At 59.3% G+C, this 19,838-nt stretch carries 18 protein-coding genes; 9 read left to right on the top strand and 9 right to left on the bottom strand.

The features are described from left to right. Positions 1 to 53: 53 nt before the first annotated feature. A complete protein-coding gene (locus tag CFB10_RS13465) occupies positions 54 to 2,138 on the bottom strand; it encodes a bifunctional diguanylate cyclase/phosphodiesterase (protein ID WP_020011358.1) in 2,085 nt (694 codons plus the stop codon). Positions 2,139 to 2,443: 305 nt separating this feature from the next. On the opposite strand from CFB10_RS13465, the gene CFB10_RS13460 reads away from it, so the two are divergent. The 5 genes from CFB10_RS13460 (at position 2,444) to CFB10_RS13440 (ending at position 7,750) form a co-directional block, all read left to right on the top strand. After that, on the top strand, positions 2,444 to 3,052 hold the full coding sequence (locus CFB10_RS13460; RefSeq protein WP_020011359.1) for a 50S ribosomal protein L25/general stress protein Ctc: 609 nt from the start codon (positions 2,444 to 2,446) through the stop codon (positions 3,050 to 3,052). 296 nt (positions 3,053 to 3,348) lie between these two features. Next, positions 3,349 to 5,736, top strand: a complete 2,388-nt coding sequence (locus tag CFB10_RS13455) for an EAL domain-containing protein (protein ID WP_020011360.1) — start codon at positions 3,349 to 3,351, stop codon at positions 5,734 to 5,736. A 17-nt stretch (positions 5,737 to 5,753) separates the two neighbouring features. Continuing rightward, entirely contained in the window at positions 5,754 to 6,467 is a 714-nt protein-coding gene (locus CFB10_RS13450) for an ABC transporter substrate-binding protein (RefSeq protein WP_020011361.1), read from the top strand. Between the two features lie 106 nt (positions 6,468 to 6,573). Continuing rightward, positions 6,574 to 7,290, top strand: coding sequence for an aminoacyl-tRNA hydrolase (gene pth, locus CFB10_RS13445; protein WP_020011362.1), 717 nt, complete (start codon positions 6,574 to 6,576; stop codon positions 7,288 to 7,290). A gap of 7 nt (positions 7,291 to 7,297) precedes the next feature. Next, a complete protein-coding gene (locus CFB10_RS13440) occupies positions 7,298 to 7,750 on the top strand; it encodes a GNAT family N-acetyltransferase (protein ID WP_020011363.1) in 453 nt (150 codons plus the stop codon). A 3-nt stretch (positions 7,751 to 7,753) separates the two neighbouring features. On the opposite strand, the gene clpS is transcribed toward CFB10_RS13440, so the two are convergent. After that, entirely contained in the window at positions 7,754 to 8,065 is a 312-nt protein-coding gene (clpS, locus tag CFB10_RS13435) for an ATP-dependent Clp protease adapter ClpS (RefSeq protein WP_026363868.1), read from the bottom strand. A gap of 240 nt (positions 8,066 to 8,305) precedes the next feature. Between clpS and ychF the strand changes: the two genes are divergently transcribed. The 3 genes from ychF (at position 8,306) to CFB10_RS13420 (ending at position 10,639) form a co-directional block, all read left to right on the top strand. After that, the gene (gene ychF, locus CFB10_RS13430) at positions 8,306 to 9,409 is read left to right on the top strand and encodes a redox-regulated ATPase YchF (RefSeq protein ID WP_020011365.1); all 1,104 of its coding nucleotides are present in this window, start codon (positions 8,306 to 8,308) and stop codon (positions 9,407 to 9,409) included. A gap of 292 nt (positions 9,410 to 9,701) precedes the next feature. Further along, on the top strand, positions 9,702 to 10,175 hold the full coding sequence (locus CFB10_RS13425) for a MaoC family dehydratase (RefSeq protein WP_020011366.1): 474 nt from the start codon (positions 9,702 to 9,704) through the stop codon (positions 10,173 to 10,175). After that, positions 10,172 to 10,639 carry a MaoC family dehydratase gene (locus tag CFB10_RS13420; protein ID WP_020011367.1) on the top strand — a complete coding sequence of 156 codons (468 nt, stop codon included), beginning with the start codon at positions 10,172 to 10,174 and terminating at the stop codon, positions 10,637 to 10,639. Before CFB10_RS13425 ends, CFB10_RS13420 begins: the two co-directional genes overlap by 4 nt. A gap of 43 nt (positions 10,640 to 10,682) precedes the next feature. Here CFB10_RS13420 and CFB10_RS13415 read toward each other — a convergent pair whose 3' ends face one another. The 5 genes from CFB10_RS13415 to petA form a co-directional block, all read right to left on the bottom strand. After that, positions 10,683 to 11,225, bottom strand: coding sequence for an adenine phosphoribosyltransferase (locus CFB10_RS13415; protein WP_020011368.1), 543 nt, complete (start codon positions 11,223 to 11,225; stop codon positions 10,683 to 10,685). 92 nt (positions 11,226 to 11,317) lie between these two features. Next, positions 11,318 to 11,710 carry a GFA family protein gene (locus CFB10_RS13410; protein WP_026363869.1) on the bottom strand — a complete coding sequence of 131 codons (393 nt, stop codon included), beginning with the start codon at positions 11,708 to 11,710 and terminating at the stop codon, positions 11,318 to 11,320. Positions 11,711 to 11,792: 82 nt separating this feature from the next. Beyond that, positions 11,793 to 12,680: a cytochrome c1 gene (locus tag CFB10_RS13405; protein WP_020011370.1), complete on the bottom strand. Its 888-nt coding sequence runs from the start codon at positions 12,678 to 12,680 to the stop codon at positions 11,793 to 11,795. Between the two features lie 22 nt (positions 12,681 to 12,702). After that, entirely contained in the window at positions 12,703 to 13,986 is a 1,284-nt protein-coding gene (locus CFB10_RS13400; protein WP_020011371.1) for a cytochrome b N-terminal domain-containing protein, read from the bottom strand. A 14-nt stretch (positions 13,987 to 14,000) separates the two neighbouring features. Further along, a complete protein-coding gene (gene petA / locus CFB10_RS13395) occupies positions 14,001 to 14,579 on the bottom strand; it encodes a ubiquinol-cytochrome c reductase iron-sulfur subunit (RefSeq protein WP_026363870.1) in 579 nt (192 codons plus the stop codon). Positions 14,580 to 14,888: 309 nt separating this feature from the next. On the opposite strand from petA, the gene CFB10_RS13390 reads away from it, so the two are divergent. Next, entirely contained in the window at positions 14,889 to 15,821 is a 933-nt protein-coding gene (locus CFB10_RS13390) for an endonuclease/exonuclease/phosphatase family protein (protein ID WP_020011373.1), read from the top strand. Between the two features lie 9 nt (positions 15,822 to 15,830). Here CFB10_RS13390 and CFB10_RS13385 read toward each other — a convergent pair whose 3' ends face one another. Both CFB10_RS13385 and CFB10_RS13380 read right to left on the bottom strand, forming a co-directional pair. Continuing rightward, a complete protein-coding gene (locus CFB10_RS13385; protein WP_034501307.1) occupies positions 15,831 to 17,699 on the bottom strand; it encodes an ABC transporter ATP-binding protein in 1,869 nt (622 codons plus the stop codon). Positions 17,700 to 17,823: 124 nt separating this feature from the next. Beyond that, the gene (locus tag CFB10_RS13380; protein ID WP_020011375.1) at positions 17,824 to 19,674 is read right to left on the bottom strand and encodes an ABC transporter ATP-binding protein; all 1,851 of its coding nucleotides are present in this window, start codon (positions 19,672 to 19,674) and stop codon (positions 17,824 to 17,826) included. Positions 19,675 to 19,838: the final 164 nt, after the last annotated feature.

Raw genomic sequence — 19,838 nt, 5'->3', positions numbered from 1 at the left:
AACAAAAAATTTCGCGACCGCCATTACCGGGCGCAACCGCGGGCTGCGCCAGACTATCGGGCCGCCTTGAAATAACGCCGGCCGGCGCTCGCTTCCGTTTCATCTTCGGCCGAGAGAAACGTATCGTCCACGAGATTGGCGATGGAGGTCAGCGGTCCGGGCTTTCCGAAAAAGAAGCCCTGCACCTGCAGGCAGCCTTCGCGCCGCAGGAACTCGATATGGGCTTTCGTCTCCACCCCTTCCGCAAGCACTGGAATATTGAGACTGTGCGCCAGAATGAGCGTCGAGCGAACGATCGCCTCCGACTGCACATTGGTCGACAGGCCATCAATGAAGGCGCGGTCGATCTTGATCTTGTCGAAGGGGAAACTCTGCAGGGTCGAAAGCGAGGAATAACCCGTGCCGTAGTCGTCCATCGCGATCTTGACGCCGAGCGACTTGAGTTTGCGAATGGTAAGGAGCGCGTGGCGATGGTCGGCAATAATGCTGCCTTCGGTGATTTCCAGCTCGAGCCTTTCCGGCGCAAGCCCTGTCTCGGCGAGAATTTTCTCAACCTTGTCAGGGAAATCATTATCCGCAAGCTGCTGCGGCGCGACGTTTACGGCGATGGCAAGCGATTTTTTCCACTGAGCGGCCTGCACGCAGGCTTCTCGCAGAACCCATTCGCCCAGTTCGACGATAAAGCCGGTCTGTTCCGCGATCGGAATGAATTCGGTCGGGGAGACCATGCCGCGTTCCGGATGGTTCCAGCGCAAAAGCGCTTCGAAACCGACGATGCTGCCGCTCCTGGTATCGTTCTGCTGCTGGTAATAAAGCTCGAACTCGTTATTGGCGAGGCCGCTGCGCATGGCGACGGCAAGCACGTTACGCTCACGCGCGGCCTCGTCCATGGATTTGTCGTAAAAGCATATGGTGTCCGAAGTACCGCTTTTTGCCCTGTACATGGCGACGTCCGCCTGGGCCATCAGCGTATCGGCATCGATGGAGCCGGTATTGCGGACCGATATGCCGACGCTTGCGCCGACCGAAAATGTCTGCCCGTTCCATTCCACCGGCTTGCTGATCTGCTCGATCAATCGCTGGGCGAATTCCGCGCCATCGGCGCGGGTATAATAGGAATGGGTCATCGCCACGAATTCATCGCCGCCCATGCGCGCCAGGAACTCCCCGGCTTTCAGCACGGAACTCGCGCGGTCGGCGATGGCGCGCAGCACCGCGTCGCCTGCCGCATGGCCATGCACGTCATTGATTTCCTTGAAACGGTCGAGATCGATCGACAGAAGCGCGGTATGCGCGCCCAGCGAGACATGTCGCGTGCGACGATTGAGATGCTCGATGAATGCCGCCCGGTTGGGAATGCCCGTCAGCGGATCGTGCAGCGAAAGATGACGATAGCGGGCAACCGCCTGCTGGGTGGACTGGGCGTCGATGACATAGGTGGAAAGCCCGAGCGCCAGAAGCAGCAGCGTCACCGCAATGGCGCCTCCGCCCATGATCGCCGGCGGCAGCAGATTTTCCGGAATGATGATGCGCGGGTCAAACGCGAAGGACATCGACGCCATGCCGGTATAATGCATCGAGGCAATGGCGAGGATGAGAAACGCCACCGCGCTATACTGGCAGAAACGGTTGAGAGGCCGGGCAACGCGATTGACCGCAATGGCGCCAAACACCGCCCCCAGTATCAGCGAGGCGATGACATAGGTCTGGTCCCAGAAAATCATGCCCTGAACATTATAGGCGGCCATGCCGGTATAGTGCATCGCCGCAATGCCCAGACCGAGGATCATGCCGCCAGCTTCCACCAGCACGCTGCGTCCGCCATAGGCGGAAATTCCGAAACCGGCAGTCGTTGTGGTAATGGCGATCAGAAGCGATAGCCCGGTCAGATAGGGATCGTATCCCACGTCACCCGCGGCGACATAGCCCAGCATCGCCACGAAATGGGTGGTCCATATCGCCGCCCCGCCATTGACGCCCGCCAGAAACAGCCAGTTGACCTTCTGCACCCCCGTCGCCAGACGTGCTTTTGAAAAAAGGCGCATCGAAACGAAACTACCCAACATGCAGACGAAGACCGCTGCAACGGTATATCGATAGTCGTGATCGATGGTGAGGCACTGGAGAACTTTGAGCATTGTCATCTACGCAATTGGAATTTTGCGTAGCCTTATCATTCGCCAAGTTTTCACCCGGTTTATGTGCATGGATAAGCATACATTAAAAGTTGCAACACACGAGTGAATTAGTGAATACTAATAAAATTATAAAGCGGCACCCGTGAAAACGGGGTCACTCTTGTCTTTGGCTTCCTTTTGTATTATAGCGCCCGCACCCGTGTAGACACCCTTGGAGGCAACGCGGGCGGGATGGCCTTTGGCCTCTCCAGTTCAGGCCGCTTCGTTCGGCATGAACTCTCCATATAACCTCGAAAGGAATTGCCATGAGCAAAGAATCGTATGAGCTCAAGGCCGAGGCGCGCGAACGAGTTGGTAAGGGGTCCTCTCGTGAACTTCGCCGCAACGGTTTGATTCCCGCTGTCATCTATGGTGACAAGCAGGCCCCCATTTCCATCGCTCTGTCGACCAACGAAGTCACCAAGCGTATCCACGCTGGCGGTTTCATGACGACTGTTGCGATCATCGACGTCGACGGCAAGAAGATCAAGGTTCTCCCGAAGGACTACCAGCTCGATCCGGTCCGCGACTTCACCATGCACGTCGACTTCCTGCGCGTTTCGGGCAACACGCTCGTCAACGTTGAAGTTCCGGTTCACTTCGTCAACGAAGAAAAGTCGGACATCAAGATCGGCGGCGTTCTGAACATCGTTCGTCACACGGTGGAATTCCACTGCCCGGCCAACGACATTCCGGAATTCATCACCGTTGATCTCGCTGGTCTGAAGATCGGCGACAACGTCCACATTTCGAATGTGAAGCTGCCGAAGAACATCTCGCCGGTTATTGCCGACCGTGACTTCACGATCGCAACGATCGTTGCTCCGGCTGGCGGCGTCGCAGAAGAAACGACTGAAGAAGCTTCCGAGGAATAATCGGCGGCCGCAAGGCCTGACAGCTTTGAAGAATGAGGCCCGTTCCGTTTTCGGAACGGGCCTTTTAGTTTTTATGAACTTTAAAACCAGAAAGCTTGCCGCCCGCGCCTGATACGGAACCCGTTTCAGCGTCGATTAACACTTCCATGAAACGATACCCTTGCGCTGTCGTGGAACACCGGCCGGGCTGAGGAAATGGGATGGGAAACAGGCTCCGCCGAAAACCATCGCAAAACCTCTGCGGACGGGCGAAACGGGCGCAGCAAGTCTGGGGCAAAGGGTAGCTGCAATCGAACATGGCTCATTCCGTCGAAAGTCGCTTTATCGCGATTGTTTCCGGCGCACTTCTTACAGTGGTCGCCCCGCTCTTCACGCTTTTGCTGACGCTTTCCTATCACGAGGCCATTCGCAGCCAGCGTAACCACCTTGAAATTCTGCTGTCGACCAACGCACAGGCGCTTGCCCGCCCCCTGTGGGACCTTGATGACGACACCATAAACCAGATTACCGGCACCCTCGTTTCCGACCCTGTGATCCGCATGGTCGAGGTCAAGGATACGTCCGGCCAGCTCGATATCATCCAGACCGCCGGCAGCGACATCATTCAGGATGCCGCTTCAACGACGCGCGAGGTGACCTACAAGACCACAAAAGGCTCCGTCACGGTCGGGCAACTCACGGTCTATTATGACGATATCAGCCTTCTGACCTCTCTCAGCCGCAACGAACTGGCCTTCATCACGATTTTCATCCTCGCCGTCCTCGCCATCGTTCTTGCCGCCGTCGCCGGCAACCGCTTCATGGTCATCCGCCCGCTGATGCGGCTGGCGGCCGCGATAGAGGCAACGCGGCGTCTCGGTTCGCGCCATCACGTCGACTGGCGCTCGAAGGACGAAATCGGCCGGCTGGCGAAAAGCTTCAACGAAATGCAGACACAGCTCGAAAAGGAAGAGCTGGAAATCAAGAACGCGCACGAGCGAAAGACGGAAATCTACAACCGCACGCCCGCCATGCTGTTCTCGCTCGACAGGCACGACCGCATCGCCGCCGTCAGTGACTATTGGGTACAGGCGACCGGCTACGACCGCACCCGGATACTCGGGCTGAATTTTGCCGATCTCATCCATCCCGATGACCGGCTTCTGTTTCAGCAGCGCAAGATGGCGCCCCCCTTGCCCGATGCTTCGCATAGCGGCATCACGGTGCGTTTCCATTGCATGGATGGCAGTGTCATGGACGCACTCATCCTCGAAAAGGCCCTTGATTCCGGCGATGCAGCGCATCAGAGCACCTGCCTCTGCGTCATGACCGACGTGACCGAACTGCGCCAGTCGGAAAAGCGCAATCGCCAGCAGGCCATTTCCGACCATCTGACCGGCCTCTTCAACCGTCAGGGCTTCGAGGCCATTCTCGATCTGCAGATCCGCGATGCGGATCGCAACGGCAGCGAACTCGCCTGCCTGTTCATCGACCTCGACCGGTTCAAGGCGATCAACGACAATCTTGGCCATGCCGCAGGCGACGCTGTTCTCAAACAATTCACGCTGAAGCTCGAGCCGCTGCTGACGCCGCTGGACAGCGCGTCGCGTCTTGGCGGCGACGAATTTGCCATTCTTCTGGCCGGCGACAAGGTGGAAGAGCGCGCCCTGCAATTCTGCGAGCGCATCTGCACCATGCTGGATACGCCCTTCGAGATCGAGAACAACAGCATACGCCTCAGCGCCAGCATCGGCATGGCGGTCTATCCCCTGCACGCCTCCAGCGCCTCAGAGCTTTTGCAGAACGCCGACATGGCGATGTATACCCGCAAGCGGACGGGCAAGAACGGCTCGCAGATCTTCGACAGCTCGATCATGGACCGGGCCCGCGAACATGCGGAACTGGAGCGGGATATCGCGCAGGCGCTTTCCGAGGACTGGTTCGAGGCCTATTTCCAGCCGATTCACGATCTCTCAACCGGCCAGACGGCGGGTTTCGAGGCGCTGCTGCGTCTCAACCACCCGGATAAGGGCCTGCTTTCTCCGGCCGCCATTGTCAGCCTCGCGGAAGAAAACGGCACCATCCAGCGCATCGGCAATGTCATTCTCGACCAGTCGATCGCCAATCTCGCCCGGCTGTCGCGCCTGCCGGGCATGGAACAGACCTATGTCGCCGTGAATTTTTCGCCGCTGCAGTTCGAGCCGGGATTGCCGACGCGCATCGCCGGCGTTCTGCACCGCCACGGCATTCTTCCCAGACGGCTGGTCGTCGAGATCACCGAAGCCGTCATCATGAAGGACGATCCGCAAATCCGGGCGATCCTCAATGCGATCCACCAGCTGGGTTGCCGCATCGCGCTCGATGATTTCGGCACGGGTTATTCCTCGCTCAGCTATCTCAGCCGTTTCCCGGTCGATATCGTCAAGATCGACCAGTCCTTCACCCGCTCGATCTGCGATGACACGCTGGAAATCAGGCAGCGCAACCGCATGCTGGTCGAAGGCATCGCCGCCATCTCGCACAAGATGAATTGCGTCGTCATTGCAGAGGGCGTCGAGACGGAAGAGCAGAAGGAACTTCTGACCGATATAGGCGCAGATTTCGGACAGGGTTATTTCTTCGCACGCCCGCAGCCGGTCGAGAGGCTGATCACCTCCCTCGACATCGCGTCCGGGAAAAGCCGCATTGCGGCGCGGCAAGCGTGAACCGGCAGGGGGCCGCAATGGGATTGATCCGCTTTTGCCTGATCTTTCTTGCTCTCGCCACTCCGGCCAGCGCAGCCAAGCTCTTCCTGACGACCGAGGTTTACCCACCCTATAATCTGCAGGCGAACGACGGCAGCGTGCGCGGCGTCTATTTCGACCAGCTCAAGATCGTGCTTGAGGACACCGGCACCAGTTACGAGGTCGCCGTCATGCCCTGGGCGCGCGCCATCGCGCTGGCCAGCACACAGGCCATGCATTGCGTCTTCGCCGCTGCGAGAACACCGGAGCGGGAAAAACAGTTCAAATGGGTGACGCCGATCCATATCGACCGCAATATCCTTGTGGCCCGCCGCAAAGCGAATGTCGAAGCCTCCAGCATCGATGAGGCCAGGAAATATCGGGTGGGAACCCAGCGTGGCGATTACACCGAAGCGCTGCTGCAAAAACTCGGTTTCCCGCAGGTGGATGTCGGCGCGGATTTCGAAATCACGCTTCACAAGCTGAAAGCCGGCCGCATCGACCTGATGCCCATGTCTGAGAGCACTTTCAAAAGCCTGCCCGCCGACACGTTCCGGGAGGTGATAACGCTGACGCGGCAACAGCTTGGGCTTGCCTGCAACAAAACCGTGCCCGACGAGATCATCGCAAAATTACAGGCCCGGCTGGACCGGCTGATTGCCGATGGAACGCAGCAGCGGATATTCGACCGCTACAATCTCGTCAGCCCGTGACCCCATCCAGACCGCATAAAAAGCCCTGAATCCATAAAAAGATTGACAGCCGGCGGATTTCGGGGTGGTGACAACAGCATCATCTGGCAACATGCGGACATGCCCCATGAAGATCATCGCAGGACTCGGCAATCCCGGCGCGCAATATGCGGGAAACCGCCACAATATCGGCTTCATGGCCGTCGATGCGCTGCAGCGCCTGCCCTCCTTTGCGCCCTGGTCGAAGAAATTCAAGGCGGAGATTTCCGAAGGCGAGATCGGCGGCGAAAAGGTCCTGCTGATGAAGCCGCTGACCTACATGAACCTTTCGGGTGAATCTGTCGGCGAAGCCATGCGCTTCTTCAAGCTTGCACCCGCAGACATCATCGCCATTCACGATGAGCTGGATTTGCCGGCCGGCCGCGCCCGCATCAAGACCGGCGGCGGTCACGGCGGTCATAACGGCCTGAAATCGCTCGACGCCCATTGCGGCAAGGAATACCGCCGCCTGCGCCTCGGCGTCGGCCATCCCGGCGACAAGGAGCGGGTGCACGGTCACGTCCTCGGGGACTTCGCCAAGGCCGACCGCGTCTGGCTCGATCCGCTTCTGGACGCCATTGCCGACAATGCCGCCATGCTGGTGAAAGCAGAGGATTCACAGCTGATGAACAAGCTGGCGCTGGCCACGGGCAGCAAGCCGGAAGCCGAGAAGCCGGCCAAGGCAGCCAAACCCGCCGCGCAATCCCATATCCATCAGGCACGCAACAGCGCCCAGCCGAAAAAGCTGCCGGAAACCGGCCCGATGGCCGAAATGTTGAAGCGTATGTTCGGCAAGAAGGACTAGATCACGAATGTCTTCGGAGACCATCGTCCTGCGCGAAGCCCGAGCCGGCGATCTGGCTGGACTGCTTGAACTTTACCGGGCGCTCAATCCGTCCGATCCGGAAATGACGACAGAAGAAGCAGATACGGCTTTCGCGGCCATGCTCTCCCAGCCGGGCCTGACCGTGTTTCTTGCGGCCGAAGGCAAAGAAGCGGTCGCCACCGCCACGCTGCAGATTGTTCCGAACCTGACGCGCGCCGCCCGTCCCTATGCCCTTATCGAAAACGTGGTAACGCTGGAAACCCGCCGCGGCCGCGGATATGGCCGGGCGGTCGTGCGCCATGCCGTCGAGGCCGCTTTTGCCGCAGATTGCTACAAGGTAATGCTGCTGACCGGCCGGCAGCGTCCGGAGGTTCATGCATTTTATGAATGCTGCGGCTTCGTGCAGAACAAGACGGGTTTCCAGATAAGGCAGGATTAACGCTCACTCCTCGGGCTCGGTGGTGAACATCAGCGGAAATCCGGCTTCCTTGCCGAGATCGGTCGCTTCCTTGGCCTTGGTCTCGGCAATATCGCGCTCGCAGACCACGACAACCGCGCTGCCGAAGCGATGCGCCGTCATCATCACCCGGTGGCCGGTCTCCTCGCTCATGCGGAAGATGGCCTTCAGGACCACGGTTACGAAATCGCGCGGCGTATAGTCGTCATTCAGCAGAATGACCTTGTAGAGCTTCGGCCGCTCCAGCTTTGGTTTGACTTTCGGTTTTGGTTTGAGATCGACAGGACTGTCACTCATCATGGCCGCTCGTGCCTGTCGCTCATCGCGGTTGCTCATGGGAAACCCCGTTGATGACGAAAGATCGATCGCTTGACCCGCTTATATTGCGCCGCAACCGCGCCATCGGCAAGCCTGCCCGAAATTCCTCACCATTAAAGGAGCTTTGCCCACCCAAATCGGCACGCGGGCTTGACCTTGCCCTGCCCTTTCCGCAAAAGGCTCCTCAACGAATTCTTTCAAACGGACAGGTTTCAAGCCATGGGCTTCAAATGCGGTATCGTTGGATTGCCAAATGTCGGCAAGTCCACTCTCTTCAACGCGCTGACGAAAACGGCAGCGGCACAGGCCGCCAACTATCCCTTCTGCACCATCGAGCCGAATACCGGCGAAGTGGCGGTTCCGGATGCGCGCATGAAAACCCTTGCCGACATTGCCGGCTCGAAGGAAATCATCCCTACACGCATCTCCTTCGTCGACATCGCCGGTCTGGTGCGTGGTGCATCGAAGGGCGAAGGCCTCGGCAACCAGTTCCTCGCCAATATCCGCGAAGTGGACGCCGTGGTTCACGTTCTGCGCTGCTTTGAGGATGACGACATCACCCATGTCGAAGGCCGCATCAACCCCGTGGCCGATGCCGAGACCATCGAGACCGAGCTGATGCTCTCCGATCTCGAAAGCCTTGAGCGCCGCACGGAACAGACCCGCAAGCGCGCCACCGGCAAGGACAAGGAATCGCTGGCGCAGCTGCCTTTGATGGAAGCCTCGCTGAAGCTTCTCAACGAAGGCAAGCCGGTCCGCACCCTGCTCTCCACGCTCGATGCCGAAGAACTGCGCATTCTCCAGGGCCTCAACCTCCTGACCGCGCATCCGGTTCTCTACGTCTGCAACGTCGCGGAAAGCGACGCCGTCGACGGCAACGAACATACGAAGGCCGTTGCCGAGATGGCGAAGGCCCAGGGCGCAGAATCCGTCGTCATCTCTGCGGCGATCGAATCCGAAGTCGCGCAGCTTCCCGATGAAGAGGCGAAGGAATTCCTCTCCGCCCTCGGTCTCGAAGAAGCGGGCCTCGACCGCCTGATCCGCGCCGGCTACAAGCTGCTCGACCTCATCACCTATTTCACCGTCGGCCCGAAGGAATGCCGCGCCTGGACCATCGAGCGCGGCACCAAGGCCCCGCAGGCCGCCGGCGTCATCCACTCCGATTTCGAACGCGGCTTCATCCGCGCCAACACCATCGCTTACAACGACTATGTCGCCTTCAAGGGCGAAGTCGGCGCGAAGGAGGCGGGCAAGGCTCGTGACGAAGGCAAGGAATATGTGGTTCAGGATGGCGACGTCATCCATTTCCGCTTTAATACCTGATCTGGGTTGAAATGGGGGACGGTCGGGGCGTAGTCGCCCGGACATCGCGGCTTGTTTCTTCTCCCCGCCGGGGAGAAGGTGGCCCGAAGGGTCGGATGAGGGGGCTAGCTCTCCGAATATCTCTACCCTCGCCCCCTCATCCTGCTGCCGCGACCTTCTCCCCCTCGGGGAGAAGAAACAAGTGGCACCCGCTCGCCCCATTCCTCCGCATCGCACCCTCGATTTGACCTTTACGTAAAGGGAAAAATCATTTTAGATGCCGCCGATATTGACTGTGCGAAGGGAGGAAACCATGACGCCGGTCGCGCCATATGCCTATGAGGATTTTTCCGTCGGTCGAGAATTTCCTTTGGGCCCACAATCGATCTCCGCAGAGCAGATCGTTGCTTTCGCCAGTGAATTCGATCCCCAACCCATGCACCTGTCCGAAGAGGCCGGACGCCAGAGCATTCTCGGCGGGCTCGCGGCTTCCGGCTGGCACACCTGCAGCCTGCTGATGCGGATGATGGCGGATAGCTATATCTCGGACTCAACCTCACAGGGCAGCCCCGGCATCGATTACGTCGACTGGAAGAAGCCGGTTCTCGCCGGTGATACGCTTTCGGGAAAATCCATCGTCCTGGAGCAGCGCCCTTCCGCTTCGCGCCCCGGCATCGGCCTCGTGAAATTTCGCCACGAGCTTTATAACCAGCGCGGCGTTCTGGTGTCGCATGGGGAAAACACCGTGATGTTCCTGATGCGCAGCAATGGAGGCATGGCGGCATGAGACTGGCAGAGCTTTCCCCGATCGGCGAACGCGTCACCCTCGATACACTGCATTTTTCCGCCGAAGACATTATTCGCTTCGCCCGCGATTTCGATCCGCAGCCTTTTCACCTCGATGCGGAAGCCGCAAAGAACAGCGTTTTCGGCGCTCTCTGCGCTTCCGGCTGGCACACCGGCGCAGGCTGGATGAAATGCTTCCTCTCTCACTGGGCCAAAGAGGTGAAAAGATTGAAGCTACAGGGCCTTGAGCCTCCCAAACTCGGCCCCTCCCCCGGCTTTCGCGAACTCAAATGGAAAAAACCGGTCTTTGCCGGAGACGATGTCACCTATTTCGTGACCCTGCTCGACACCCGAGCGCTGGAATCCAGAGCCGGCGTTTGGCTGAACACCACATTTAACGAGGGCGTAAACCAGTCGGGTGAAACGGTGCTGACCTTCCAGAGCGGGGTTCTGGAATTCGAATAGAAAAGCGTCGGGGCAATAGCATCACCATTGCCCCGTTACCATCTCAGTGGCCGGAAAATTCCACCAGCGTCCGGACCTCGACACCAAGGTCTTCCATCTTCCTGCGGCCGCCGAGATCGGGCAGATCAATGACGAAACAGGCGGAAACGATCTCCGCACCCATCTGCCGCAAAAGCTTGACCGCGCCTTCAGCGGTGCCGCCCGTGGCAATCAGGTCGTCAACCAGAATGACCTTTTCGCCCGGCTGTACCGCGTCCACATGCATTTCCATTTCGTCGACGCCGTATTCAAGGCTGTAGGCGACGCGGACGGTTGTATGCGGCAGCTTGCCCTTTTTGCGGATCGGCACGAAACCGGCCGACAGCTGATGCGCCACCGCCCCGCCCAGAATGAAGCCGCGTGCTTCCATGCCGGCAATCTTGTCGATCTTCGTTCCCGCATAGGGCTGCACGAGTTCGTCCACCGCGCGGCGGAAAGCCCGGGGATTACCGAGCAATGTCGTGATGTCCCTGAAGATGATGCCCGGCTTCGGATAGTCGGGAATGGAGCGGATGGCAGCGGAAAGCTCCGAAGCGATAACGGTCATGGTATTTCCAGTTAAGACAAGGGAAGTGGATCAGAAGGTTCGGACCACCCTATCAACTTGGCGGCTGTGGACCAACTAAAAAGGACCGGCGCTCATTCCGCCGGTGACATTCCCTTGATCCGCGCCCAGACCGGGCAGACATCCTCGAAGGAATGCGACACGGGCCGCAGCGCCTCGTCGTCCCTGTCGTCGAAACTCCCCGAGACCAGCGCGACGGTTGGTGCGTCATCAATGGCGCCGAGCGTACTGCCGCAGACCGGGCAGAAGGCCCGGCTGGAATAATCGGACGATCGGAAAGTCGAGGGCGCACCGCCCTCTCCCGTCCATGTCACCGCATTCCTCTCGAACTCCACCCAGGCAAGGCTCGGGGCGCCGGAATGCCGCTGGCATATATCGCAGGAGCAGGTGTGTGGATTGCCGGGCTCACCCTTCGCTTCAAAACGGATGGAGCCGCACAGGCAACCGCCGCTGCGAATTTTAGTCATGTCCACCATCTCCCCTCAGCACATGAAAAGGCCCCCGCGGAAGACCGCGGGGGCCGATGATTGGCAGGCATCGGGATGCCGATCAATGTTCCTTGTTGGCGTAGACCGATTTCTTGGTGAGATAGATCAGCGCCGTGAAGATGAACAGGAACACCATGACCATGAAACCGGTACGCTTGCGCTGTTCCAGATGCGGTTCTGCGGCCCACATCAGGAATGCAGCAACGTCTTTGGAATATTGGTCCACGGTCTGCGGCGCGCCGTCGTCGTACGTCACCTGATCGGCACTGATCGGCGGCGCCATCTTCAGCGCGGCTGCACTGACGAAATACGGGTTGAAATGTGTACCTTCCGACACTTCAACGCCGGCCGGCGGATCCTGATATCCGGTCAGCAGCGCATGGATATAATCCGGGCCGCCTTCCTGATAGCCACCGATGATCGGGATCATGTCGATGACGAATTGCGGGAAGCCGCGCTCCACCCCGCGCGCCTTGGCGAGCAGCGACATGTCGGGCGGCGCAGCGCCACCATTGGCGGCAGCGGCCGCCTCATGGTTCGGGAACGGCGAAGGGAAATGATCTGATGGCACGGCCTTGCGATTATACATTTCGCCGTCGGCGTTCGGACCGTCCTGGACTTCATATTCCGCGGCGAAAGCCTTCACCTGCTCGTCCGAATAACCGAGATCCCCCAGCGTGCGGAAGGAAACGAGGCTCATGGAATGGCAGGCGGAGCAGACTTCCTTATAGACCTTCAGGCCGCGCTGCAGCTGGCCCTTGTCATATTTGCCGAAGGGTCCGGCAAAGGACCAGCTCTGCTCTTCGGGCTTGATCACCGGGAAGTGGCCCCCGGCAATCGCATGTTCCGTCTTGGTGGCGAGATCATGGCTCTCCTCCGCCGCCGAGGCGACGGTGACGGAACAGCCGATGGCGGCGAAAAGCGCGATGCTTGTTACAAGCTTCTTCATTGTCGTCATCCTTCCTTCGCGCTCAGACTTCTGTGGCCGCAGGCGCGGCACCCGTCTTGGCGGCGTTCTTTGCAAGAACGGCCTCGGTAATCGAATTCGGAATACGCCGCGGCGTTTCGACCAGACCGAGGATCGGCATGATGACGAGGAAGAAACCGAAGTAATAGAGCGTGCCGATCTGCGACATGATGACGTAGATGCCTTCCGCCGGGCGCGAGCCCAGCCAGCCGAGCATAATGGCATTCACCACGAACAGCCAGAAGAACATCTTGTACCAGGGACGATAGACGGCGGAACGAACCTTCGACGTATCGAGCCAGGGCAGGAAGAACAGCACGATGATCGCGCCGAACATCACGAGAACGCCGCCCAACTTGGAATCGATGATCCAGATGTTAAAGGTGATGGCGCGCAGCATGGCGTAGAACGGCAGGTAATACCATTCAGGCACGATATGCGCCGGTGTCTTCAACGGGTCCGCCATGATGTAGTTGTCAGGGTGGCCAAGGAAGTTCGGCATGTAGAAGATGAACCACGCATAGGCGATAAGGAACACCGAAACGCCGAGCGCATCCTTGAGCGTCGCATAGGGCGTGAAGGGAACCGTGTCGGTCTTGCTCTTCACTTCCACGCCGGTCGGGTTGGTCTGACCGGTCACATGCAGCGCCCAGATGTGCAGGATGACGACACCCGCGATCATGAAGGGCAGCAGGTAATGCAGCGCGAAGAAGCGGTTCAGCGTCGGATTATCCACGGCAAAGCCGCCGAGCAGGAACTGCTGGATCCATTCGCCCACGAGCGGGAAAGCCGTGAAGAAGCCGGTGATGACGGTGGCGCCCCAGAAGGACATCTGGCCCCAGGGCAGAACGTAACCCATGAAGCCCGTCGCCATCATCAGGAGATAGATCACACAGCCGAGAATCCAGAGGATTTCGCGCGGCGCCTTGTAGGAGCCGTAATAAAGGCCGCGGGCGATATGCAGGTAAACCGCGATGAAGAAGAAGGACGCACCGTTGGCATGCATGTAGCGCAGCAGCCAGCCGTGGTTGACGTCACGCATGATCTTTTCGACGGAATTGAACGCGACCGTCGTTTCGGCCGCATAATGCATGGCCAGCACGACGCCGGTGAGGATCTGCACGATCAGCATGACGGAAAGCATCGCGCCGAAGGTGTAGGCGTAGTTCAGGTTACGCGGGACAGGATAGGCAACGAAGCTGTCATAGATCAAGCGCGGCAAGGGAAGCCGCGAATCGATCCACCTTTCGATGCCGGTGGACGGCTGATAACTGGAATGACCACTCATGAATAACTGTCCCCTTATCCGATCTTGATCACGGTATCGGATGTGAATGCAAATGTCGGGATGGCGAGGTTCTGAGGCGCCGGACCCTTACGTATGCGGCCCGCCGTATCGTAGTGCGAGCCATGGCAGGGACAGAACCACCCGCCGAAATCGCCGGCCTGGCCGAGCGGAACGCAACCGAGATGGGTACAGGAACCGATCATGACGATCCAGTTTTCCTTACCCTCGCCGGCGGAACGGTCGATGTCAGTCGCCTGCGCATCGGGGGCAACATTGGCATTGCGCGCCACGGGATCCTTCAGATCGCCGAGAGCAACGGCCTTGGCTTCCTCGATTTCCTTTTCCGTGCGGTTGCGGATGAAAATCGGCTTGCCGCGCCACTTGACGGTGAGCGACATGCCCGGCTCGACCGCCGTGACATCCACCTCGATGGAGGCGAGCGCCAGCGTCGATGCATCGGGACGCATCTGGTCAATAAAAGGCCATGCAACTGCGGCGGCACCAACGGCGCCCGCCATTCCCGTCACTAGATAAAGAAAATCGCGACGGGTCGGTTCACCCGAAGCGTCGTGATTGGTTACGTGCTCGCTCACCGCTACACCATCCTCTGCGCTGTTTTTGCCGTAAATCGCATGAGTCCTCCCGCTATGATTTGATCCAGGACAAACTCCGTCCCATCGTCCTGGACACAACTGCGGCATTAAGAAACCGCGTCACTCTGTTTGATCGCAAAATATTGACCGACTTGGCAAGAGCAAAGCACACAAAGCTGCCGTAATTCTGCCGGAGGGGGCCGATTTGGCTCGCATTTTTTCGCCGCCCTTGGCAGGCGGGCAACATTGTGCGCATCCATGCCCCATGTTAGGAGACTTCAAGGGAGAGCTCGGAAAGCAGGGATTCGGATGACGGCGAAGCTCTCTTGCATGGTCTCCACGGCAGTGGCTGCCGTTCTGTTTATCGCCAGCCTGCGCTACATCACCGATTTCTGGCTTCTCGCCTTCGTCACCAGTTTCCAGCTTCACATCGCGCTCGCCTGTATCCTGCTGTCATGCCTCGTCTTCTGGCTGACGCGCGATGCGGTTTCGGCTCTGCTTGTGGTCTGGTCGCTGGCGCTCGCCATCCATGCCGTGGCGATGCTGATGGAATTTTCCACATCCGCCACCGCTGCGCCTGATGCAAAGCCGTTTCGGCTGCTATCCTTCAACGTCTTGATGGACAATGCCGCCAATGCGGATGCGATTGCCGACAAGATTCTCGAATCGGGCGCGGATGCCGTCTATCTCTTCGAGGCGGCGGCATTGCAATCGGTTCTGCCCCGTCTGCAGCAAACCTACCCGCACAGGCTGGGCTGTTACACAGGCACATCCGGATGCGATCTGGTCATCCTGTCAAAAAGACCATTGCAGGAAGGCCGTTTCCACAGTCTCAGCGATCTGCGTCGCGACCGGTTTGCCATCGCCCATATCGACCTCGACGGCACGGAACTGACGCTCGCCGCAGGCCACATCACCAAGCCCTATTTCGACGATTATCATCGCGATGAACTGGATGAAGTCAGCGAAATCCTCTTTCGCGTCACCGGCCCGCTCATTCTCGCCGGAGATTTCAACTCGTCCAGCATAGCGCCCGATATGCGCGCCTTTCTCGCCGCCAACGACCTGAAGAAAGCCACCTTCGAACCCGCCACATGGCCGACCGAGGCCGGTCGCTTCGGCATCGCCATCGACCACATCTTCGCCCGCGAACCGGCAACGCTCATGAAAATCACCCGCCTGCCCGATAGCCTCGGTTCCAATCATTATGGCCTGATGGCGGATTTCATGATCGGGAAATAGTCGAAGGCCTTACTGCGCCGCCTCGTCCGCAGCGAGGAAGCCGCCCGACTGCCGCGCCCAGAGTTCCGAATAAAGACCGCCCTGCGTGACCAGATCGGAATGGCTGCCCTGTTCCACGATGCGCCCCTGATCCATCACGATCAGTCGGTCGAGAGCAGCGATGGTCGACAGGCGGTGGGCGATGGCCAGAACCGTCTTGCCCTGCATCAGCTCATCCAGATTGCTCTGGATCGCCGCTTCCACCTCCGAATCGAGGGCCGACGTCGCCTCATCGAGCACCAGGATCGGCGCGTCCTTCAGCATCACGCGGGCAATGGCGATGCGCTGGCGCTGGCCGCCGGAAAGTTTCACGCCGCGTTCGCCCACATGCGCGTCGAACCCTTTGCGCCCACGTTGATCCTCGAGCCTTGCGATGAAGTCGTCCGCCTTGGCGCGGCGCGTCGCCTCCTGCAATTGCGCTTCAGTGGCGTCGGTACGGCCGAACATGATGTTGTCTCTGATAGAACGGTGCAGCAGCGACGTATCCTGCGTGACCATGCCGATATGGGCGCGCAGCGATTCCTGTGTCACCCCGGCGATATCCTGACCGTCGATCAGGATACGGCCTTTTTCGACATCGTAGAAACGCAGGATGAGATTGACGAGGGTGGATTTTCCCGCGCCGGAGCGCCCGACGATGCCCACCTTTTCACCCGCCCCGATATCGAGATTAAGATGGTCGATTACGCCATTCGCCCGCCCGTAATGGAAGCTGACATTTTCGAAGCGGATGCTCGGCTTCTTGACCTCCAGCGCCTTCGCGTCAGGCCTATCGACGAGACCGATCGGCTGCGAAATCAGCTCGGCGGCATTCTGCACCGTGCCGAAATTGCGCATGATGCCGTTGAACTGCGTCATCAACCGTCCGAGCAGGAAGTTGAGGCGCAGCACGAGCGCCAGCGTGAAGGCGACCGCACCCGAACTGATCCTGCCGGAAAGCCACAGATCGATGCAGAGCGCCGCCATGGAAGTGATCATCACGCCAGACAGCAGCGCCATGGAAGCCCGCACGCCGGTGATGAAGCGCGTGAACGTCATGGTCGCATGCTGGAAAATATCGAAGCCCTGCCGCATGTAGCGGTCATTGGCATCATCACGCCCGAACAGCCGGAGCGTCTGGATATTGCTATAGGCATCCACCATGCGGCCGGAAAGCATGGAGGCGGCTTCCGCCGTTTCTTTGGAATGGTAGCGGATGCGTGGCACGAAATAACGCGCCAGCAGCGAGAAGATCGCCACCCAGACGAGGACGACGACCGCAAGCCGCCAGTCCAGCCCACCGATCAGGAACAGCATGGAGACCGAATAAATGCCGACGAACCAGACGCTTTCCATCAGCGAAGTGACGAGATCGCCCGCCGCCTGCCCGCCCGACCAGACCTTGGTGACGATGCGGCCGGAAAAATCATTCTGGAAGAAGGTCAGCGATTGCCGCGCCACATGCATATAGGATTGCCAGCGCACCAGATTGTAAAAGCCGGGGGTGATGATCTGCTGGTCCACCAGCGCCGTCACCATGGTGACGATAAAACGCACGACGCCGATCAGCACCAGCATGCCGACCAGCTCGCCGCCATGGGCCGCAAGCAGCCCCGCCCAGCCCTCTGACGGCTTCACGGTGGAGAGAATATCGACGAGACGTCCGACGAACCAGAAAAGCGCCGCCTCGATGGCCGCCGTCAGCCCGCCCAGCACCAGCATGGCGAAAAACGGCGCCTTGGCCTGCGAGATATAGAACCAGATGAAGGCGAACGTGCTTTCAGGCGGCCGCAAATCGTCCTTGCGGGCGAAGGGCTTTATCCAGTTCTCGAAAAACTCGAAGATGCGGGTAATAACCATGATCCGGATATAGGAGGATTCCCGGAGCGGGAACAGCCGCCGAGGCTGCGGGAAGAGATTATATTTCGGTAACATTGCCCAAATGAAAAAGAGCGGGGAATGTTCCCCGCCCTCTCGCTTTTCCTCATTCTGCGGCCACTTCCGCCTCATGGTCGGCGATGAAGCCGCCGGACTGGCGTCGCCACAGATCGGCATAAATGCCGCCCATTGCCGCCAGTTCCGCGTGGCTGCCCGCTTCCACGATCCGGCCCTTGTCGAGAATGATGAGCCGGTCCATCTCGGTCAGCGTCGAAAGGCGGTGGGCGATCGCAATCACCGTCTTGCCTTCCATCAGCGAGAACAGGTTCTCCTGGATCGCCGCCTCGACTTCGGAGTCGAGCGCCGATGTCGCCTCGTCCAGCACCAGGATCGGTGCGTTCTTGAGGAAGACACGGGCGATCGCGATACGCTGGCGCTGACCGCCGGAGAGCTTCACACCACGTTCACCCACCTGGGCATCGAGGCCCTGACGACCGTGCATGTCGACAAGCGTCTCGATGAAGTCCCAGGCATTTGCCCGCTTCGCCGCCGCAATCACCTGCTCGTCGGTGGCTTCGGGGTGGCCATAGGCGATGTTGTCGCGGATCGAGCGGTGCAGCAGCGAGGTATCCTGCGTCACCACGCCGATCAGCTCGCGCAGGCTGTCCTGAGACACCTTCGAGATGTCCTGGCCGTCGACGGTGATCCTGCCGCCTTCCAGATCGTAGAAGCGCAGAAGCAGGTTCATCAGCGTCGTCTTGCCCGCGCCGGAACGGCCGACCAGCCCGACCTTCTCGCCCGGCTTGATATCGAGCGTCAGCCCGTCGATCACGCCCTTATTCTTGCCATAGTGGAAGCGGACGTTGTCGTAACGGATGGCGCCCTGCGGCGCTGCAAGCTCAGGCGCCTTGGGAACATCGACGATATCGTGCGGCTTCGTCATCATCGACATGCCGTCATAAACCGTGCCGATATTTTCGAACAGCGAGGTGACTTCCCACATGATCCACTGCGACATGCCGTTGACACGCATAGCAAGGCTGATGGCGATGGCGACAGAACCGGCCGTGACCGAACCCTGCATCCAGAAATAAAGACCGAGCGCCGCCGTGGAAAACAGTACCACGGCATTGTTGAGGTCGATCAGGATGTTGAAGCCGGAAATCTTGCGCATCTGGCGGTGAACGGTTCCAAGAAACACGTTCATGCCCTCACGCGCATATCTTTCCTCTCGGCCCGCATGGGAAAACAGCTTGATCGTCGAGATGTTGGTGTAGCTGTCGACGATCCGGCCCGTCATCATCGAGCGCGCATCGGCCTGTTCCTGCGCCAGCCGGCCGAGCTTTGGCACGAAATAGGTGAGGATGCCCATATAGATGCCGAGCCAGACCAGCAGCGGAATGACCAGCCGCCAGTCCGCTGCCGCAACCATGAACAGCATCGAAACGACGAAGCTGATCGCGTAGACGAAGACGTCGATCACCTTCAGCGCCACTTCGCGGATCGCCAGCGCCGTCTGCATCACCTTGGTCGAAACCCGGCCGGCAAATTCGTTGGCGAAGAAGTTCATGGAGTGGCGCAGCAGGAAGCGATGCATCTTCCAGCGCGCGATCATGCCGAAATTGCCGGCAAGCGTCTGGTGCATCGTCATGGTGTGGATCGCGCCCATCAGCGGCAGCAGGAAGAGCACCAGCCCGGCCATGACGATCAGATGCCACCCCTCGTCGGCAAAAAACGTCTCGCGATTGGCCGTGGAAAGCCAGTCGACGATATTGCCGAGGAATTTATAAAGCATGGCTTCGGCAATGGCGATGCCCATGGACATCAGGCCAAGCAGCAGCAGCCATGGCCATGCGGGCTTCACATAGTGCCACAGGAACGGCAAAAGCTTCCTTGGCGCCACGGAGGGCGCCGAAGCGGGAAAGGGATCGAGGCGTTTTTCAAACCAGCCAAACATAGGCCAAGCTCCGGCAATCAATCGCTCCATCGTGACATGGTGAGCGGACACAAATATGGCTCACGACGGAACGGAAAAGTCTTTAAACATGGCCGCGACAGCCACATGGTGAGTCGAAATATGGGAAACGCGGCCGGGCCGCAGAGTAACACCTAGGCCAGCAG

This window comes from Agrobacterium sp. 719_389, assembly GCF_900188475.1.
In the GTDB taxonomy this organism is placed as follows: Bacteria; Pseudomonadota; Alphaproteobacteria; order Rhizobiales; family Rhizobiaceae; genus Agrobacterium; species Agrobacterium radiobacter.
This window is presented reverse-complemented; position numbering and strand designations above follow the sequence as displayed.

Bases quoted from the DNA above. Each gene is read 5' to 3' on its own strand.
- CFB10_RS13465 (WP_020011358.1), bottom strand. From the start codon at position 2,138: ATGCTCAAAGTTCTCCAGTGCCTCACCATCGATCACGACTATCGATAT.
- CFB10_RS13460 (WP_020011359.1), top strand. From the start codon at position 2,444: ATGAGCAAAGAATCGTATGAGCTCAAGGCCGAGGCGCGCGAACGAGTT.
- CFB10_RS13455 (WP_020011360.1), top strand. From the start codon at position 3,349: ATGGCTCATTCCGTCGAAAGTCGCTTTATCGCGATTGTTTCCGGCGCA.
- CFB10_RS13450 (WP_020011361.1), top strand. From the start codon at position 5,754: ATGGGATTGATCCGCTTTTGCCTGATCTTTCTTGCTCTCGCCACTCCG.
- pth (WP_020011362.1), top strand. From the start codon at position 6,574: ATGAAGATCATCGCAGGACTCGGCAATCCCGGCGCGCAATATGCGGGA.
- CFB10_RS13440 (WP_020011363.1), top strand. From the start codon at position 7,298: ATGTCTTCGGAGACCATCGTCCTGCGCGAAGCCCGAGCCGGCGATCTG.
- clpS (WP_026363868.1), bottom strand. From the start codon at position 8,065: ATGAGTGACAGTCCTGTCGATCTCAAACCAAAACCGAAAGTCAAACCA.
- ychF (WP_020011365.1), top strand. From the start codon at position 8,306: ATGGGCTTCAAATGCGGTATCGTTGGATTGCCAAATGTCGGCAAGTCC.
- CFB10_RS13425 (WP_020011366.1), top strand. From the start codon at position 9,702: ATGACGCCGGTCGCGCCATATGCCTATGAGGATTTTTCCGTCGGTCGA.
- CFB10_RS13420 (WP_020011367.1), top strand. From the start codon at position 10,172: ATGAGACTGGCAGAGCTTTCCCCGATCGGCGAACGCGTCACCCTCGAT.
- CFB10_RS13415 (WP_020011368.1), bottom strand. From the start codon at position 11,225: ATGACCGTTATCGCTTCGGAGCTTTCCGCTGCCATCCGCTCCATTCCC.
- CFB10_RS13410 (WP_026363869.1), bottom strand. From the start codon at position 11,710: ATGACTAAAATTCGCAGCGGCGGTTGCCTGTGCGGCTCCATCCGTTTT.
- CFB10_RS13405 (WP_020011370.1), bottom strand. From the start codon at position 12,680: ATGAAGAAGCTTGTAACAAGCATCGCGCTTTTCGCCGCCATCGGCTGT.
- CFB10_RS13400 (WP_020011371.1), bottom strand. From the start codon at position 13,986: ATGAGTGGTCATTCCAGTTATCAGCCGTCCACCGGCATCGAAAGGTGG.
- CFB10_RS13390 (WP_020011373.1), top strand. From the start codon at position 14,889: ATGACGGCGAAGCTCTCTTGCATGGTCTCCACGGCAGTGGCTGCCGTT.
- CFB10_RS13385 (WP_034501307.1), bottom strand. From the start codon at position 17,699: ATGGTTATTACCCGCATCTTCGAGTTTTTCGAGAACTGGATAAAGCCC.
- CFB10_RS13380 (WP_020011375.1), bottom strand. From the start codon at position 19,674: ATGTTTGGCTGGTTTGAAAAACGCCTCGATCCCTTTCCCGCTTCGGCG.